At 63.4% G+C, this 17,884-nt stretch carries 14 protein-coding genes and 2 pseudogenes; 8 read left to right on the top strand and 8 right to left on the bottom strand.

The window, feature by feature from the left end; translation table 11 throughout:
- The gene (locus OKW27_RS11450; protein WP_244144817.1) at nucleotides 1-207 is read left to right on the top strand and encodes a hypothetical protein; all 207 of its coding nucleotides are present in this window, start codon (nucleotides 1-3) and stop codon (nucleotides 205-207) included.
- 33 nt (nucleotides 208-240) lie between these two features.
- Here the strand turns inward: OKW27_RS11450 and cls are convergent, their stop codons facing one another.
- The 4 genes from cls to OKW27_RS11430 all read right to left on the bottom strand — a co-directional run bounded on the left by cls (nucleotide 241) and on the right by OKW27_RS11430 (nucleotide 3,579).
- Entirely contained in the window at nucleotides 241-1,515 is a 1,275-nt protein-coding gene (cls, locus tag OKW27_RS11445) for a cardiolipin synthase (protein WP_429333527.1), read from the bottom strand.
- A gap of 151 nt (nucleotides 1,516-1,666) precedes the next feature.
- Nucleotides 1,667-2,173, bottom strand: a complete 507-nt coding sequence (locus OKW27_RS11440; RefSeq protein WP_429333526.1) for a hypothetical protein — start codon at nucleotides 2,171-2,173, stop codon at nucleotides 1,667-1,669.
- A gap of 22 nt (nucleotides 2,174-2,195) precedes the next feature.
- On the bottom strand, nucleotides 2,196-3,029 hold the full coding sequence (locus OKW27_RS11435; protein ID WP_429333525.1) for an H-NS family nucleoid-associated regulatory protein: 834 nt from the start codon (nucleotides 3,027-3,029) through the stop codon (nucleotides 2,196-2,198).
- 211 nt (nucleotides 3,030-3,240) lie between these two features.
- The gene (locus tag OKW27_RS11430; protein ID WP_090807114.1) at nucleotides 3,241-3,579 is read right to left on the bottom strand and encodes a hypothetical protein; all 339 of its coding nucleotides are present in this window, start codon (nucleotides 3,577-3,579) and stop codon (nucleotides 3,241-3,243) included.
- Nucleotides 3,580-3,990: 411 nt separating this feature from the next.
- Here OKW27_RS11430 and OKW27_RS11425 point away from each other — a divergent pair, with 411 nt between their 5' ends.
- Complete coding sequence (locus OKW27_RS11425; RefSeq protein ID WP_429333524.1) at nucleotides 3,991-4,242, top strand: hypothetical protein; 252 nt, start codon at nucleotides 3,991-3,993, stop codon at nucleotides 4,240-4,242.
- A gap of 95 nt (nucleotides 4,243-4,337) precedes the next feature.
- Here OKW27_RS11425 and OKW27_RS11420 read toward each other — a convergent pair whose 3' ends face one another.
- The 3 genes from OKW27_RS11420 to OKW27_RS11410 form a co-directional block, all read right to left on the bottom strand.
- Nucleotides 4,338-5,411: a DUF6765 family protein gene (locus OKW27_RS11420; protein WP_184064180.1), complete on the bottom strand. Its 1,074-nt coding sequence runs from the start codon at nucleotides 5,409-5,411 to the stop codon at nucleotides 4,338-4,340.
- A 276-nt stretch (nucleotides 5,412-5,687) separates the two neighbouring features.
- Nucleotides 5,688-6,149 (bottom strand): DUF488 family protein, encoded by a 462-nt coding sequence (locus OKW27_RS11415; protein WP_429334585.1) that lies wholly within the window; start codon nucleotides 6,147-6,149, stop codon nucleotides 5,688-5,690.
- A 103-nt stretch (nucleotides 6,150-6,252) separates the two neighbouring features.
- Nucleotides 6,253-6,603, bottom strand: a complete 351-nt coding sequence (locus tag OKW27_RS11410; protein WP_429334584.1) for an FKBP-type peptidyl-prolyl cis-trans isomerase — start codon at nucleotides 6,601-6,603, stop codon at nucleotides 6,253-6,255.
- A 368-nt stretch (nucleotides 6,604-6,971) separates the two neighbouring features.
- On the opposite strand from OKW27_RS11410, the pseudogene OKW27_RS11405 reads away from it, so the two are divergent.
- From OKW27_RS11405 to OKW27_RS11380, 6 genes and pseudogenes are all read left to right on the top strand, one after another.
- Nucleotides 6,972-8,251, top strand: a pseudogene (locus tag OKW27_RS11405) (helicase-related protein); the annotation flags it as partial.
- A gap of 56 nt (nucleotides 8,252-8,307) precedes the next feature.
- Nucleotides 8,308-8,971, top strand: a pseudogene (gene pdeM / locus OKW27_RS11400) (ligase-associated DNA damage response endonuclease PdeM).
- Nucleotides 8,972-9,190: 219 nt separating this feature from the next.
- On the top strand, nucleotides 9,191-11,299 hold the full coding sequence (locus tag OKW27_RS11395) for a hypothetical protein (RefSeq protein ID WP_429333523.1): 2,109 nt from the start codon (nucleotides 9,191-9,193) through the stop codon (nucleotides 11,297-11,299).
- 895 nt (nucleotides 11,300-12,194) lie between these two features.
- Entirely contained in the window at nucleotides 12,195-13,583 is a 1,389-nt protein-coding gene (locus OKW27_RS11390) for an FAD-binding oxidoreductase (RefSeq protein WP_429333522.1), read from the top strand.
- Between the two features lie 265 nt (nucleotides 13,584-13,848).
- Complete coding sequence (locus OKW27_RS11385; RefSeq protein WP_184007138.1) at nucleotides 13,849-14,439, top strand: BPSL1445 family SYLF domain-containing lipoprotein; 591 nt, start codon at nucleotides 13,849-13,851, stop codon at nucleotides 14,437-14,439.
- Nucleotides 14,440-14,703: 264 nt separating this feature from the next.
- Nucleotides 14,704-16,191 (top strand): SulP family inorganic anion transporter, encoded by a 1,488-nt coding sequence (locus tag OKW27_RS11380; protein WP_429333521.1) that lies wholly within the window; start codon nucleotides 14,704-14,706, stop codon nucleotides 16,189-16,191.
- 68 nt (nucleotides 16,192-16,259) lie between these two features.
- Here the strand turns inward: OKW27_RS11380 and OKW27_RS11375 are convergent, their stop codons facing one another.
- Nucleotides 16,260-17,819, bottom strand: coding sequence for a methyl-accepting chemotaxis protein (locus tag OKW27_RS11375; protein WP_429333520.1), 1,560 nt, complete (start codon nucleotides 17,817-17,819; stop codon nucleotides 16,260-16,262).
- Nucleotides 17,820-17,884 lie beyond the last annotated feature (65 nt).

Raw genomic sequence — 17,884 nt, 5'->3', positions numbered from 1 at the left:
TTGGCGCTGATCGAACGCAGCATCGCGCAAGCGCTCACACGACGCCGGCTCGACGACCGTCCGGTCACGCAACAACTGCGCGGCTTTGCCAATGCGTATCAACACGCAAAGGCGCGCCTCGTCGACGTGGCTGCCGTTGAACGCCGCAACGGCAAGCGAGCAGTGCGCCCCGACGTCGAGGCGTATCTGAGCAGCGCCGTTCACTGATCCGTCGGCGCTTCGTCTCGTTCGCACCGGCATTCAAAGCTGCGTGTCCAGTAGCCGCACGAATTTCTCGACGAGCTTCTCGGTGAACGAACGCCGCGTCCATGCTTCGAGCGTGACGCGCTTCGACTTCGCGATGTCGTCGTCGAACGCGGCGGTCTGCTGCGTGGCGAAATCGCGGTCGTAGATGTTCAGGTTCGCTTCGTCGTTCAGCTTGAACGAGCGACTATCGAAGTTCGTCGAGCCGACCGACACCATGTACTCGTCGACTACCAGCAACTTGCAATGGAACATGGTCGGCTGGTACTCGTAGATCTCGACGCCCGCTTTAAGTAGATCGCCCCAACACGCACGCGACGCTTCGCGCACCGTGTGCGTGTCGATGCGTTTGCCCGGCGTGACGATCTCTACTTTCACGCCGCGTTTCGCGGCTTCGACGATCGCGTTGATGGTGAGCTTGTCGGGCACGAAGTACGCGCTCGCAAGCTGCAAACTGCGCGTGGCGGCGGTGATGGCCATCAGATACATCAACTGCATGTCGTCACTGCCGCCCGACGGCGAACTGCTGAACATATGCGCGAGACCCTGGCCCGCTCCTTTCGGCTCGGCATCGATGTGCGGAAAATACTCGGGACCGTGCAATACGCTGCTGGTCGCCTTGATCCAGTTGTCCATGAACACGGCCTGCATATGGCCGACCACTGGACCCGTCACGCGAAAATGCGTATCGCGCCAATGCTTTTCGTCCTGCGCATTGCCAGTCCACTCCGGCGCTATGCCGACCCCGCCGGTAAAACCGATCCGGCCGTCGATCACCAATAGTTTGCGGTGCGTACGGTCGTTCATGCGGCCGAGTCCGGTCCAATGCGGCTTGTGATACCTGACCACTTCGGCGCCGGCCTCCCGCAGCAGTTGCAGATAGTGCCGATCCATTTTCGACGAACCGACCCAGTCGAGCAGTACATGCACGGCGACACCTTCGCGCGCCTTATCGGCAAGCGCACGCGCAATCTGTCCGCCGATCTCGCCAGACCAGTAAATGAACGTTTCAAATGTGATGGTTTCGCGCGCCGACCGAATGCCCTCGAGCATCGACGGAAAGATCTGGTCGCCGTTGAGCAGCATCTCGAAGCGATTACCCGGCACCACGGGTGGACCGAGCAATAAACCCATCGAACGAAGGAATTGCGGATCTTCGCTCTTATAAAGCCGCTCGATTCTGTGTTCTATTTTCTTCTCGCCGCTCCACAGATTGGCGATCAGGAGAACGATCACGAGCGTGACGAACGCGGTAATAGAAATGGTCAGCATGCGTGGCCTCGATGGCAGGCGGCGGGTCACGGCATACGACTCCCGCATCCGACGGGGGAATGCCGCACTCGTGCCTGGCTTTCACTATCAGCACGTCATGCACGGCGCGTGCCCGGATCAGGACCGCGCCTTGCTTTCTGGTTCCAACGCTTTATCTGACCAATGCAAACGCCTCGCGGCTTGCGATTTCGCCCGCGCCGAATACGCCGATGACCGTATAGTCCGACGCCACGCATTCGAACGTCGATGCCTGAAACGTAATGACGAAATGCCGCCGCGCCGGTGCCTCGGGAGCAATGGCGACGGAGTCTGTCGCCACGGCGGCAATCTCGGCGCACAACGACGAATTGACGACTTCATGCACCGCGCAGCCGACGAGACCTTGGGCCGCGAGCGGATGAATGGCGCGATCGTCATCGCCCGGCGGCCCGAGACGGTGAAAGATGGCGTCGGCGAACAGCACTGCGCAAAAAGGATCGTCGTCGGGATCGAATGGCCCGAACCGATCAAAGTCCGACTCCGCGATCGGATAAGTGAGGATCACGCGGCGATCGCTGGCGACGATGAATGGTTCGGCCGCATCGGCTGCCGGATGAGGAGCGGAGTCCAGCAGGAAGACCTGATCTTCCTGCCGGGGTGCATCGAACGTGCTAACCATCTACTTCACGACTCCACGGCTATTACGCGCTTGCTTGCGTCTCTGGCGTTTGGGGAGCCGCCGCGACGGGTGCGGCCGTACTCTTTGCAGCAGCCTTGCGCGCCGGTGCTTTTCTTGCCGCCTTCACAACGCTTTTGCGGCCGGCGGTCTTCTTCACCGCGGCTTTCCGGCTTGCGGGAGTGGCCTTTTTGGCTGCGGTCTTTTTCACGGCCGTCTTGCGCGTTGCTTTTTTCGCCGCGGTCTTCTTGCCTACCGCACTCGCGGTCGCTTTCGCCTGGCTGCTCTTTGCCGCCGTTTTCGCCGCTTTCGGAGCGGCAGCCATGCTCGCGTCATCGATCAGGAATTTGCTGCGGTCCTTGACGGCCGCGAGCCATGCCGGCGCCGGACCGCGGCCGCTCCAGGTCGCGCCGGTTTTCGGATTCAGGTACTTCGGCGGCTGGGCGCCTTTCGGCTGTCCTTTGCCGCCCTTCGCGGCGGGAGCAGCCGCGGGCTTGCTTGCGCTCGCAGCGTCGATCAGGAACGCCGTGCGGTCCTTCACGCCGGCGATCCAGCCAGGCGCGCGGCCGTGCCCCGTCCAGGTCGCGCCGGTCTTGTGGTCGCGATACTTCGCCGGGGTTGCCGACCTGGCGGCTTTGCTCGCACCCGCAGGTCTTCCGCGACCCGCCGGATTGCCATTCAGACCTCGCGCGGCACGTCGTGCCTTCGCCTGTGCTTCGAGATCGGCAGTCGTGAGACCGTGCTTGAGCATCAATTCGCGAATCTGGTCGACCGCGGCTTGTGCTTTTCTGGCAATGAGAACGTCAGCTTGCTCCTGGAGCTTCTTAAGCTTGGCTTGGATTTGCTCTAACGAAGGCATTTGATTGCTCCTTATGTGGTAATCGTCGAACTATGCCATGAATGACGGAAGAAAGGCAGTGTATTGACCTATCCCGAGCTTCAATACATCGATACGAGCACCGATGCGGCGTTCAAATAACGAAGCTTTCAGGTTTTTTACCGGGTCATCGAAGCTTTCTTCCTTTTCCCTCCCTCCTGATTCTTCTTTTTCATTTCGGTTCCACCACCACTCAGATAGGTGTAAAAACGACGACCTGGCGATCGGCAATGTACCTCACACTCCGTATGAAGCGGTAGTGTTGACCGTCCGCCGTTATCCGGTTCAGGCCCAGGCGGGTCAGTACCAGCATTTCATCTGCCTGGAAAGCGTCGACGACGCCGGAATCCGTTAAATCCTCCAATGCCCCGGATGGATTTCCGACATAAACGCTGCGCGCCTGCTTGCCGATCCGCATCACGACTACGCTTTTACCCTCGTCGAGCGCCAATTCGAGAAAGCTCGCGAGCGTGCGCAACGACTCCGGCGTGCAAGTCCTGGTCTGATAGATCGCTGCATTCGATGGCGTCATTTGTGTTTCCCCGTCATCCGCATCGGCGACAGAAAGGGCGCCGCCGTGCTTTCTGGCATTAGTCGCTTCTACTATAGCCAGGCCTTTGGATATTCAAAGGAGAGTAGTCCACTTTTTATTTGAAAACGGTCTTTTTTCGTGGCCCGCTATAGCGAACGGATTCAAGCATGCGCGAAACGCCACTGACGACGCGTGCAAAGACACCGCCCCGGCTCCGGTAACGTGCCGTTACGATCTTGCAGCACCTGTTGCTCCTGTACCGGCCAAGTCCATTTACACTTCATATCCGTGCCCAGCGGCGGACGTATGGCCAATAGAGAGTCCTTTGTCAGCCGCCATGCTTGCGGCGGCTATTGAAATGGACGCCGGGCCACCCTAATTCCGATCCACTCAAACACGATGGTACTTGCAATGAAAGCTGGTTTTATTCGGATCGCCCTCGGGGCAACGGCAGTCTCGTTGGCAATGGCCGGCACCGCGATCGCGGCCGGTTGCCTGAAAGGAGCGGTAGTGGGCGGCGTCGCCGGGCACTACGCGGGACATCATGCGGTGGTCGGCGCGGTCGGCGGCTGTATCGTCGGACGGCATATGGCCAAAAAGCACGCCGAAGAACAGCAGGCGGCGGCTCAGGCTGCGCCGCATCAGCAAGCCCGAATGCAGTGACTGGAGAATACGGGCGCCGCCGCAAACGTTCGCACGAGAGACGCGGCAATGATCTTCGAATCTCCGTTCGCGGCGACGCGCCCTGCTCCGATCACTTAGGCAATGCGTAATCCGCGCGCGGGCAAGATCTCCTGAGTGGTCACGAAACGGTGCTGTTTGACCGCGTCGTGAAAGAGCCGGTAGTCGCTCTTCTCGAAGGCGGTCGTCCACTCCGGTCTGTCCCCGGTGTCGTCATCGCACAACAAACCGGTGGCCTGGTACTTCCACGATCCTTGTCCTTTGGCGATATAGCCGGGCACGGGTTCTTTCAAACCTGGAATACGGCCTGCATTCACCCATTCGCAAACGGTTCTCAGACGCAGGTTGTCGTCGGGTTCGCGGTTCGTATCGAGCAGCCGGGTCAGCGCGTCTTTAACGTCGTCCGGCATGCCTGGCTGGTTTTCGAAATCTTCGCGTCCGGCCAGATAAGCTCGCACGACACGACAACTCATGTCCGCCGCCTGCACGAAATCCGGCAAATTATGTCGTGAGATGAAGTGATTGCGGCCGTCTATGTAATGCCAGCGCGCCCATGGCTGGTCGGGATAATGCAACGCGGCGCCATGGCCGACCGGCAACGCGATCGTCAGAACGTCCTCCTCGACATGCTCGATCAGATGCGCGACCGCTAGTTCGAGGCTCGCGAGCCAGCCTTTGCGCGTGCAATCCTGTGCCTCGAGAAGATGCACGCGATTCCACGGGCTTTCGATGCCCGCGAATCCCTGGTGCGCCCACGTATCGACATAGGTATGAAGCGTCACGCCGAGCCGGTGCAACGCGGTCTCCGAATCGCGCTGCCGGATCGCGCGCCGCACGACTTCGCGCGCAACTTCACTGTCGGGCCGGCAAACCGCCTTTTCCTCGAGACTTTCACCCTCGCCAGCCGGCAGAAAATGGAACGGCGTCCACACGAGCCGGTTCTGGTCGTTCTCGGTATTGGCGTAATCGAATAACTTGTGCGCGGTCGCGAATCGCTCGAATGTCTCGCCGCCTTTGAACCGCAGTATTCCGCTCGTCGTTGCGTCGTCGACATATTGGCAGGCATGCGCGATGGTTTGCGCATCGCCGGCCGTCATGCCGCCGACGCGCGCGGCAATGTAGACCACGCCGTAATGAAAGTCGATGTTCATGGCAAGCGCTCCTGGCGCGCGTAATCACGGCCGGTTCGTGGCCGGCGATAGGGCGAGACGAATAGAGGGAGCTGCGCGTGAGTAGATAGTAAACGAGCGAGCGGCGCACGCATTGAAAAAACATGCGTACTGGACGCGCTTTTCCACGTTTCGCGCCCCGCAACCATTCGGGCTACTGAAGGAACCGCGGGCGCGGCCGGCGAGATGTAACCTGCCGGCACGGAAAGCCGCCGGCCAATGAGGCGGAAAAACGTAACCTGGCCCGATCGGCGCCCGTCAGGTCAAATGTGTAACGGAAAGACGACTATTCCAGTGCTGGTTCAGATATTCGAGCGCAAACATCCGATGGCAATGATGTGGTAAATGTTCACTGCAAAGCAGGCAAGCCGATTCGAATAGCGCGATATCCAGATTACTTTCCACGCGGCGGCACGCGATGAGGTCGAAATATTCCTCCCGAAAGTTCTCCCAGCTCAATTGCTTGCCCTGGTAGCGTTTGAGCAGGTCCGGCTCGGGAGCCAGTTCCGGTATTTCCACGTACGCCGCATTGCACAACTGGTCGAGAAAGTAAGGCAGATCCTGCTTTTTCGCAAAGCCCGCGAGTTGCGACGTGTTGTTGAGGCGAACGTCGAGCACCGTGCGCACATGGGCGTCCTTCAGCAAACCGAAAAATTTCTGGGCGCTCTTGCCGGTAAAACCAATGCTGGCCACCTGCACGCTACTTTTGTCACGTTTCATGGTGAATCCCCTGGCAGGCCATTCGGCGCCCATAAAAAAGCCTCGCTGCGATTGGCGCAGCGAGGCTCGGGTGTCAGTGCATCTTTAGCGCCGCTCGCGTGCTTTATTTGACGATGTCGACCAGTTCGACTTCGAAGGTCAGATCGGTATTCGGCGGAATCGGGCCGACGCCGCGATCGCCGTATGCGGTCGCCGCCGGGCACGTGAGTCGCGCCTTGCCGCCGACTTTCATCTTCTGCACGCCTTGCGTCCAGCACGGAATCACGCGATTGAGCGGGAACGTGGCCGGCCCGCCATGCTTGGCCGAGCTATCGAATTCGGTGCCGTTGGGCAGCGTGCCGCGATAGTTGACCTTTACCACGTCGGTCGCGGACGGTTGCGGGCCCATGCCTTGCGTCAGATGTTCGACGATGACGCCGGACGGCAGCTTCTCCGTGGTCGGCGCGGCAGCCATCGCGGTCGAGGACAGAACGGCTGCGGCCAGCAAAGCAACGAGTGATTTCAAAGCGAATCTCCAGTGGGGTAGTCCGTTTGATTGTAACGGATCGGGTGTCGGCCGAGGCTCCCACATATTGCCCGATGCCGCGGGTCGTTGCGCGCCCATCAGGAACCTCGCTGAACCGTCGCGCGACCCCGCGGCCCACATGAACGTCCGGCGCGAGTCGCCGGCAAGCGAATCCGCCACACCCGTTGAGAACGCTTTCGATGACCGAGCCGGCCCATTCCGACGACCCCGCTTGCGATCCCTGCGCAGCGCCAGCCCCCTCCGACGAGCGTGTTCGCGCGCCAAGGCCGCGCCGGATTCCGCGCAGCCGCGCGCAACAGGCGCGGGTCGATGCGCGCCCCGAGTGGGCCGGAGTGATCGCGCTGCATCACGGCTCGCTCGATCAGCAGGTACGCGAGTGGGTCGAACGTGGGTTGAAGAACGGCTTGCTAAAGGTTGTCGTGTGTACGTCTAGTCTCGACCTCGGCGTCGATTTTCTACCGGTGGAACAGGTGTTCCAGATCGGCTCGCCAAAAGGCGTCGCGCGCTTGATGCGGCGCGCGGGCCGCTCGGGACATGCGCCCGGTTTGCCGTCTCGCGTGACGATCGTGCCGACGCATGCGCTCGAATTGATCGAAGCGGCGGCCGCGCGTGAAGCCGTCGACAAGCAGCAGATCGAAAGCCGCGATACGCCGCAATGCCGTTCGACGTGCTGGTGCAGCACCCTGTCACCGTTGCGATCGGCGGTGGCTTCGACGCGCTCGAGCTGTACGATGAACTTCTGCATACCTATGCATATCGTGATCTGACGCAGCAGGAGTTCGACTGGACGCTGGGTTTCGTCGAAGGCGGCGGCGCGCCGCTGCAATGGGCCGGCAGCCGCATGCCGCTATCGTCCGAGCTCGCCGACGCCACATTGACGATGCTCGCGCGCGCCGCCGACGGCATCTACGACGAACCGGAATTGCGCGCGGTGCGGCCGCTGCTCGAATTGCAGCAGAAGTGGTCGGCGTTGCCCGAGCCGGACGTACTCGTCGTCGAGCTGCTCAAATCGCGCGAGGGTCACCACTTCTTCTGCTATCCGTTCGCGAGACGCATTGCGCATATCGGACTTGGCGCTCTGCTCGCGTGGCGAGTCGCGCGCGACAAGCCCGGCACGTTTTCGATTTCGATCAACGACTACGGTTTCGAATTGCTGTGCGCGCAGGCTTTCGATTGGGCCGCGCAATTACAGGATGGCCTGCTTTCACCTGACGAACTCGATCACGACATTCTTGCGAGCCTCAATTCGTCCGAACTCTCCTTGCGACGTTTTCGCGAGATTGCACGAGTGTCGGGACTCGTGTTTCAGGCGCATCCGGGACAGCAGAAGAGCGCGCGGCAATGGCAGGCATCGAGCGGGCTTTTCTACGAGATCTTTCGTCAGCACGATCGCGGCAATCTGCTGCTGGGCCAGGCCGACACCGAAGTACTGCTGCAGGAACTCGACGTGCGGCGCATTCGTATTGCGCTCGAACGAATGAACGCGAACCGCGTCGTGCTCACGCGGCCCAAGAAGCCGACCCCGTTCGCGTTTCCGTTGATCGTCGGACGCCTGCGCGAAAAAGTCAGCACCTAGAAGCTCGCCGATCGCGTCGAGCGAGTGCTGGCCGAGCCCGAACGGGCGGCGCAACGATGAAGCCGACCTCGCTCGCGATCGACGTCGGCGGACGACCTCTCGTGCTGTCGAGCTTGCGCGCGTGTTTCGATCCGGCGCTGCGCGCGCTTTTTATCGCCGATGCGCATTTCGGTAAGGATGCGGTGTTTCGCGCGCGCGGCATTCCAGTGCCGACTGGTTCGACCGCGGAGAATCTGCTGCGGATCGAACGTCTGATCACCGAGTTCGAGCCGACGACGCTGGTGTTTCTCGGCGATCCTGCTGCATGCGCGCGAGTCGCTGTCGACGCTCACGCTCGATGCGTTGCATGCGTGGCGCGCGCGGCATGCGTCGAGGCGCGTGGTGCTCGTCGAGGGCAATCACGATCGGCATGCCGGTGCGTTGCCGCTTACGTTGGATGTCGAGTCCGTGCGCGAGCCGTGGCATATCGGGGCCTAGGCGCTGTGCCATCGCCCGCATACGGTCGATCACGCGTATGTGCTCGCGGGGCATGTGCATCCGGTCCTTCGGATCGCGACGCGGACCGATTCAGCGCGTGTACCGTGCTTTCGCTTTGGGATCGATCGGGGGGTGCTGCCGGCGTTCGGTAGTTTTACCGGAGGCGCGCGTGAGACGGGGCGCGTTCTGGGGGAGAGGGTTTTTCTGGTGGTACAGCAGAGAGTGATCGAGTTGAGGAGTTGAGTGGACGGCGGGGGCCGTCCACTTTGTTGCCTGGTTGGTTTTTTGTTTGCGGATTGGTTTGCCGGTTCGCTGGCTGGGTTTTTTGCTGGCTCTTTCGCTGCAAACTCCCCGCGGCGCGCGAGCGCGGTCGATGTGGAGGCCGGGCGGCGCCGGCCTCCACCCTCGGGAGCCCCGCAAGGTTCGCGGGACTCCTGCCACTGGTTAGTGGTTGCCGCCGCCGTGGCCACCATTGCCGGAGCCACCGCCGCCGTAGCCGCCACCGTGGCCGCCGCTGCCTTGACCGCCGCCGTTGCCGCCGTTGCCGCCGTTGCCGCCGTTGCCGCCACGGCCACCATGGCCTCCGTTGCCGGAGCCGCCGTTGCCTTCGCCGCCACCATGGCCGCCGTTGCCGGAGCCGCCGTTGCCCTGGCCACCGCCGCCTTCACCGCCATGGCCGCCGTGGCCGGAGCCGCCGTTGCCCTGGCCGCCACCGCCTTCACCGCCATGGCCACCGTTGCCGGAACCGCCGTTGCCCTGGCCGCCGCCTTCACCACCATGGCCGCCGTGGCCGGAGCCGCCGTTGCCCTGGCCGCCACCGCCTTCACCGCCATGGCCACCGTTTCCGGAACCACCGTTACCCTGGCCGCCGCCTTCACCACCATGGCCGCCGTGGCCGGAGCCGCCGTTGCCCTGGCCGCCACCGCCTTCACCGCCATGGCCACCGTTGCCGGAACCGCCGTTACCCTGGCCGCCGCCTTCACCACCATGGCCGCCGTGGCCGGAGCCGCCGTTGCCCTGGCCGCCACCGCCTTCACCGCCATGGCCACCGTTGCCGGAACCGCCGTTGCCCTGGCCGCCGCCTTCACCACCATGGCCGCCGTGGCCGGAACCGCCTTTGCCTTCGCCACCGCTGCTGCCGTGGCCGCCGTCACCATGACCGCCGTCGCCATGACCGCCGTCGCCATGACCGCCGTCGCCATGACCGCTGGCGCCGTGGCCGCCATCGCCGCGGCCGCCGTCACCGTGGCCACGACCGCCATCACCATCACCACCTTGGCCATGGCCATGACCGCCATCGCCGGCACCATCACCGCCGTGCCCATGGCCATGGCCTCCATCGCCGTCACCATCGCCAGCGTGACCATGACCGTGACCGCCATCGCCGTCACCATCGCCAGCGTGACCATGACCGTGACCGCCATCGCCGTCACCATCGCCAGCGTGACCATGACCGCGACCGCCATCGCCGTCACCGTCACCGCCTTGGCCATGGCCGCTATCACCATCACCACCGTGGCCATGACCGTGACCGCCATCGCCGTCACCACCGTGGCCATGTCCATGGCCGCCATCGCCGTCACCATCACCGCCGTGGCCATGTCCATGGCCGCCATCGCCGTCACCATCGCCGCCGTGCCCATGACCATGGCCGCCATCGCCGTCACCATCGCCACCGTGCCCATGGCCGTGACCGCCATCGCCATCACCATCACCGCCGTGCCCATGACCATGGCCGCCATCGCCGTCACCATCGCCGCCGTGCCCATGACCATGACCATGACCATGCCCATGCCCATGACCATGACCATGACCGCCGTCACCATCACCATCACCATCACCACCGTGGCCATGTCCATGGCCGCCATCGCCGTCACCATCGCCGCCATGCCCATGCCCATGCCCATGACCATGACCATGACCACCATCCCCACCACCGTCCCCGCCGTTATCACCGCCTCCGGTACCGCCGCCATCGCCGCCCGTGCCGCCATTCCCCGAGCCATTCCCGCCACCACCGCTACCCGCGCCGCCGTTACCGTTATCGCCGGCACCGCCGTTGCCGTTGTTGCCGCCGGTATTTCCCGGGCCCACCCCGCCCGGGCCGGAATTAGCCGAGCTATTCCCGCCACCGCTTCCCGTGCCCGTCGAGGACGTCCCGTTGCCCGCCGGCGAGCCGGTGGGCGATGTCGGGCCGAGCCCCGCCGCCGCGACGCCGAAGGCGCCCGCCCCGAGCTGCCCGAATCCCTGCGACGTGCAGCCCGGCCCGCCGCCCGACGAACATCCGCCGTGCACTCTAGCCTCGGCGAGCACCATCACTGCGGGATCCGTTGCCGGCGCGGCGGTGCTCCCCGAATTCGTCTGCGCACCCGCCATCGCCGCATAAAGACTGACCGCGACCGCCAAAGCCGCCCGTCGCGTTCCCAATATCCACGCGTCCCCGCTTTGCTTCTTCATTTCACTCTCCGAATTATTTCACCAAAAAGACCGGTCCAATTAACGAGTGAATCTCCGCTCGTCAACAAAACGAAAAGTCAAAGCCTTTGCGCAGCTTCGCTTTATGCGAATTAAAAATTCGTTCGCACTAAACACTTCTCTCACGGAAAATCCCCGGTCCGATTTGGCGTGCTTCGAGAGAATCGGCTGGCCGTGCGCGCACGTGATCGTGAGAGCCGCACAGCGAGGCTTGATGGACGTTGAAGTTATTCGCAGCGCAATCGCTCGACCGTGCGCTAGACCACGCAATGCGATATTGCCGATATGGCCCGTCAGGCGGCGTTAAACGACGATCCGCCCGCCAAATCCGCTACTCCACATTCTTCAGACAGGAAGTTAAAAAATTTCGCGCCTAATGCAATCTGATCAGAAAAACGAAAATTAGCCTTTGGTTTTATCGGACAAATACTGACCATTTACACATCATTGGTTTTATTCATGTGGCCATTCGCACATAAAAATAGAAATAGGAAAAACCCAATGAGAGCAACCCAATAGACAACGCAATGAAAATCACCGAAACGCGCGTGCGAAACATTACGCGTCGTCGGGCAATGCGCGTGCGTCGCGAAAATTGCTGTCGCGATGTGCGCTACCTCGCACAGTCGTCGAACGTGTGTCTCGGTCGCACGCGATCACGAGCCACGCCCATATGCAAAGTGTCGTGGCACAACCACCAGCGCGTCGGATAACCAACACATCAGCGCGCACGCTTTTCCCGGAGCATTCCCACCATCTTCGGCAGTACCGCCGCGTATCGTCGTTGCCCTGCCCGCAAAAGCCTGTCCCCGCGAGCCACCGCGCGGAATCGCCCACGAACGCGGGTAAACCTTTGTTTGACTTCGACGCGTCGCCCCGTTTACTGCACGCAGCCGAACCTCTCAATCCGCTTTCATTCACCGCCCGCATTTTTGGTTGGTCTGCGGAGCAGTGTTCTGCGAGCGCCTTCCCCTCTTCGACGAGGTACAACATGGTTACTATCTCCAGCAGCGCGGTCGACGAATTCAAATCCGGACTTCGCGGTCAGCTTCTGCTGCCCGACACGCCGGGCTTCGACACGGCGCGCAGCATCTGGAACGCAATGATCGACCGTTCTCCCGCGATGATCCTGCGCTGCGCGGGTGTTGCCGACGTGCGCCGCGGCGTCGCCTTCGCGCGTGACAACGGCCTGCCGCTCGCGATTCGCGGCGGCGGCCACAACATCGGCGGTAGCGCTGTGTGCGACGACGGCCTCGTGCTCGATCTGTCCACGATGAAATCGGTGCGCATCGACCCGCAAGCGCGGCGCGCCTATGTCGAACCGGGCGCGACGCTGCACGATCTAGATCACGAAGCGCAGGCATTCGGACTCGCGACGCCGCTCGGTATCAACTCGACGACCGGCGTCGCGGGTCTGACGCTCGGCGGCGGCTTCGGCTGGTTGAGCCGCCGCTACGGCATGACGGTCGACAACCTCGTTGCGGCCGACATCGTCACCGCGGACGGTGAATTGCGCCGCCTGAGCGCCACTTCGCACGACGATCTGTTCTGGGCGATTCGCGGCGGCGGCGGCAATTTCGGCGTCGTTACGCTATTCGAGTTCGCGCTGCATGAGGTCGGCCCGCTCGTGTATGGCGGCCTCGTCGTGTTGCCGCTCGCCGACGCGAAGGAAGCGCTGATCAAATACCGCGATGCCGTGCCCGCGATGCCCGACGAGCTGGCCGTCTGGGCCGTCGCGCGGCTCGCGCCACCGCTGCCGTTCCTGCCGCCCGACGTGCACGGCCAACCCGTGCTCGTGTTGGCGATGTGCTACAACGGGCCGGTCGAAAAAGGCCCAGCCGCGGTGGAAGCCGTGCGCGGCTTCGGCAAGCCGCTCGGCGAACATCTCGGTCCGATGCCTTATGAAGTTTGGCAACAGGCCTTCGATCCGCTGCTCACGCCGGGCGCGCGCAACTACTGGAAGTCGCACAACCTCGCCACCATCGACGATGGACTGATCGACGCGCTGATCCGCGCGATCGACACACTGCCGTCCGCGCAATGCGAAATTTTCTTCGGCTTGATCGGCGCGCAAACGCAGCGCGTGGCGGTCGATGCGACCGCTTACCCAAGTCGCGAGACGCAATACGCGATGAACGTGCACGGCCGCTGGGACGATGCGCGCGACGACGAGCGCTGTGTCAAATGGGCGCGCGACTTTTTCGACGCGTCGCGCCCCTTTGCGCTAGGCAGCGTGTACGTCAACTTCATGACGCAGGAGGAAGGCGGCCGTATCGCGGATGCCTATGGGCCCAACTATGAGCGGCTCGTCGCCGTGAAGAACCGCTACGATCCGCGCAACCTGTTCCGCCATAACCAGAACATTCGCCCAACGGCGTAGCGACGGCGCGTGACGGAAAGCGGCGCAATAACCCGAACTGCAATGGCCGCGCCGCTCTCGCGCAAGGCGGCGCGGCCCTTGGGCACGCTATCTGCTATTTGAGCGGTGAGGTCCGCGATGCGAACGTCGCGGCACGCCGCCGCCCGGCTGCGATGACCGCGCGCACGGAACCTCCAGCGTACAGATGAGAACAAAGCAAAGCAGGCGACTCGCCGCACTCTTCCAAAACGTACAACACGCGTGAGAAACGCAAAGGAAAACCGTCATGCGCAGACGACAATTCATCATGACCGGCAGCGCTGCATTGGCCGTCGCAGGCCTGAGCCTCACCGGTTGCACGACGACTTCGCCGTCCTCGAACGCATCGCCGTCTGCCAACGCCGGCAAGCGCGACACGATCAACGCCGGCGTCGACTCGACGCTCGCGCGTCTCTACGAAAACGTCGACGGTGCGCGTGAGCTCGTTGCGAAAGCGCGTGGCGTGCTGGTGTTTCCATCGGTGATCTCGGCCGGCTTCTGGGTCGGCGGACAGTATGGTGAAGGGGCGATGCGCATCGGCGGCCGCACGGTCGGCTACTACAGCACGGTCGCGGGCTCGTTCGGGTTGCAGATCGGCGCACAGTCGAAGGCGCTCGTGTTTCTGTTCATGACGCAGGAAGCGCTCGACGAATTCATGCACAGCCAGGGCTGGGCAGTCGGCGCGAATGCGACCGTCGCCGTGCTGAAAGTCGGCGCGAACGGAGCGGTCGATTCGTCGACCGCGACGAGCCCGGTGCAGGCTTTCGTGCTGACCAACGGCGGCTTGATGGCCGGCGTGTCGCTCGAGGGCACGAAGGTGTCGCGGCTGATTATCTGAGTATCCGAGCGGAGCTTTCCCTCTTGCGGACTTGTGGCGCGAGCGCACCGCGCGATTGCGCGACAGATCCGCGCCGCGCGTTCAGGCCATAGCGTTCTCGTCCGCTTCGCCAGCGCCGTTCATCGCGCTACGGTAGAATTCACGCCTTTCGTCAACCGTCCGCGCCCAGCGGACGCAATCCTTCGCGCAGCCGCGCGTTGCCACGCCAGTTCAGCGCAGCCCATACAAGCCTCAGCATTGCGCTCGCGCGCCACCTCGTAGAACATGAACACCGCTAGTCCCGCTTCCGGTCGGCCCGCGTGGCTGTCCGGCATTCGCAGCAACGTGCTCGCAGGCTTGACCTCGTCGTTCGCGCTGGTGCCCGAATGCATCGCCTTTGCGCTCGTCGCCCATCTGAATCCGTTGATGGGTCTGTACGGCGCATTCTTTATCTGCACCGTCACCGCGCTATTTGGCGGACGTCCCGGCATGATTTCGGGCGCGGCGGGCTCGATGGCCGTCGTGATCGTCGCGCTCGTCGTCGAGCACGGCGCGCAGTATCTGCTTGCGACCGTGATCGTGAGCGGCCTCCTGATGATGCTGTTCGGCATATTGCGGCTCGGCAAACTGATCCGCATGGTCCCGCATCCGGTCATGCTCGGCTTCGTCAACGGACTCGCGATCGTCATCGCGACCGCGCAGCTCGCTCACTTCAAAACGGTCACGCCGCACGGCGAAGCCTGGCTGCACGGCAGCGCGCTCGCGACGATGTGCGCGCTCGTCGCGCTGACGATGGCGATCGTCTATCTGCTGCCTCGACTTACGCGAGCCGTGCCACCGGCGCTCATGGCCATTCTCGGCATCGGCCTTTTCACGCAGCTGCTGCATCTGCCGACGCGCACGCTCGGCGACATGGCGCATGTCGCCGGCAATCTGCCGACGCTGCATCTGCCCGACGTGCCGCTCGATCTCGAGACGCTTCGCATCATCCTGCCGTACGCCGTGCTGATCGCGATCGTCGGTCTGCTCGAAACGCTGCTGACGTTCAACCTGACCGACGAAATCACCGAAACGCGCGGTCAGCCGAATCGCGAATGCGTCGCGCTCGGCGCGGCGAACCTCGCATCGGGGCTGTTCGGCGGCATGGGCGGTTGCGCGATGATCGGCCAGACCATGATCAACCTGAATTCGGGGGGACGCTCGCGGCTGTCGGGAATCGTCAGCGGCGTGATGATCCTGCTGTACATCCTGTTCCTGTCGCCGCTGATCGAGCGAATTCCGCTCGCGGCGCTGGTGGGCGTGATGTTCGTGGTCGCGCAGCAAACCTTCGCGTGGGGATCGCTGCGCGTGCTCGGCAAGGTGCCGCGCAACGACGCGCTCGTGATCGTCGCGGTCACGGTCATCACCGTGTTTGCCGATCTCGCGATCGCGGTGATGTGCGGCATCGTGATCGCCGCGCTCAACTTCGCGTGGCAGCACGCGCGCGAAATTCACACGCATGCCGAGGATCGAGCGGGCCATAAGACCTATGTGCCGCGCGGCACGCTGTTTTTCGCGTCGACGACGCGCTTTCACGAGCTGTTCGATCCGGCGCGCGACCCGGCGAGCGTGACCGTCGATTGCAGTCACCTGCTGCTCGCCGATCATTCGGCGCTCGCCGCGTTGCAGGGTCTGGCCGAGCGCTATCGCAAGGCAGGCAAGCAATTGCGCATGAAGAATCTGTCGGAGCGCAACCGCCAATTGTTGAGCCGCGCGGGGATCGGCTTGGCGTGAGGCACGCACCGCGTTGCGAGCCCGCGCGCGGTGAATTCTCGCGCGCGTCGACAATGCGGCCTGGTGCTTTAGCGCTGCTCGGGCAACCGGAACACCGCGATCGCCGCCGACAACTGCCCGGTCTGCGTCTTCAGCACATCGGCCGCCGCGCTCGCCTCCTCGACGAGCGCCGCATTCTGCTGCGTCGTCTGATCCATGCTCGCGACCGCGATGTTGACCTGCTCGATGCCCGAGGTCTGCTCGGCCGACGCCGCGCTGATCTCGCCCATGATGTCGTTGACACGACGTACCGCCTGCACGACTTCCTGCATCGTGTCACCCGCGCGTCCGACGTGCTCCGAACCGCCCGCGATCTGCGCGGCCGATTCCTCGATCAGCGCCTTGATCTCCTTCGCGGCCGCCGCGCTGCGTTGCGCGAGCGTGCGCACTTCGCCCGCGACCACCGCGAAACCGCGGCCCTCCTCGCCCGCGCGCGCCGCCTCGACGGCCGCGTTCAACGCGAGAATATTGGTTTGGAACGCAATCCCTTCGATCACGCCGATGATGTCGCCGATCCGGTGCGACGACTGTGAAATCCCGCGCATCGTGTCGATCACCTGACCGACCACCGCGCCGCCGCGCGCCGCGGTCTCCGACGCGTTGTGCGAGAGCTGGCTCGCCTGCTTCGCGTTGTCGGCGTTCTGACGCACGGTCGCGGTGATCTGCTCCATGCTCGACGCGGTCTCGCCGAGCGCGGCCGCCTGCTGCTCGGTGCGGCGCGACAGGTCCGAATTGCCCGCGGCGATCTCGTTCGATACCGACGAAATCAGCGTCGCGCCGGCGCGAATCTGCTCGATCGCCTGCGCGAGACGCTGCTGCATCCGTTTCATCGCGGCGAGCAGGCTCGTGCTGTCGCCGGCCTTCGCGTCGACGACCACGTCGAGGTCGCCGTCCGCGATACGCGACGCGATCTGCAGCGCGTACGCCGGTTCGCCGCCAAGCTGACGCAGAATGCTGCGCAGAATCACGCCGATCACCAGTGACACGAGCGCGCAAAGCACCACCGCCGCGATCACGTATTGCACGAGGGTGCGGTAGAACACGCCGTCGATGTCGTCCGTGAAGACGCCGGTGACGATGGTCCAGTCCCACGGCTTGTAAAGCCGCATGTAGTTGATCTTCGGCGCAAGCTTGTCGGTGCCGGGCTTCGGGAACTGCAGATGGACGAAGGCCTCGCCTTCGCGCTGCGTTTGCTCGGAACCTTCCTTGAACACGTGGCGGCCGTCCGGATCGGTGACGTTGGTCATGTCCTTGCCGACGAGGTCGGCGCGCGTGGCATGCATCAGCACGTGCGCCTGGCTGTCTTCGAGCACGAGATAGCCGCCGGCACCGTCGTAGCGCATTGCGCGCAGGTCGTCCATCGCGGCGCGCTGCGCATCGGCGAGCGGCATCGTGCCGGCCGCGACGAGCGCGTTGTAGCGATCGAGCACGCTGTACGCGATGCTGACCACGTTCTTCAGCTCGCCCTCGCGATCGGCGATCATCGTGTCTCGTGTCTTGAACGCCCCCCACAGGCCGATCGCCAGAATGCCCATGCACATCACCGCGAGCGCGAGCCACAGCCGCACTTTCAGGCGAAACCGTTCCATCTTCCGTATCCCTTGTCGTGGTCGGCGGCTGTCCGCGCGAACGGACGCCGCAAACGTTTCATGTC

This window comes from Paraburkholderia sp. 35.1 (genome assembly GCF_050436525.1).
GTDB lineage: Bacteria > Pseudomonadota > Gammaproteobacteria > Burkholderiales > Burkholderiaceae > Paraburkholderia > Paraburkholderia tuberum.
The sequence above is the reverse complement of the archived record's forward strand: the minus strand, read 5'-3'. Positions and strand labels throughout refer to the sequence as shown.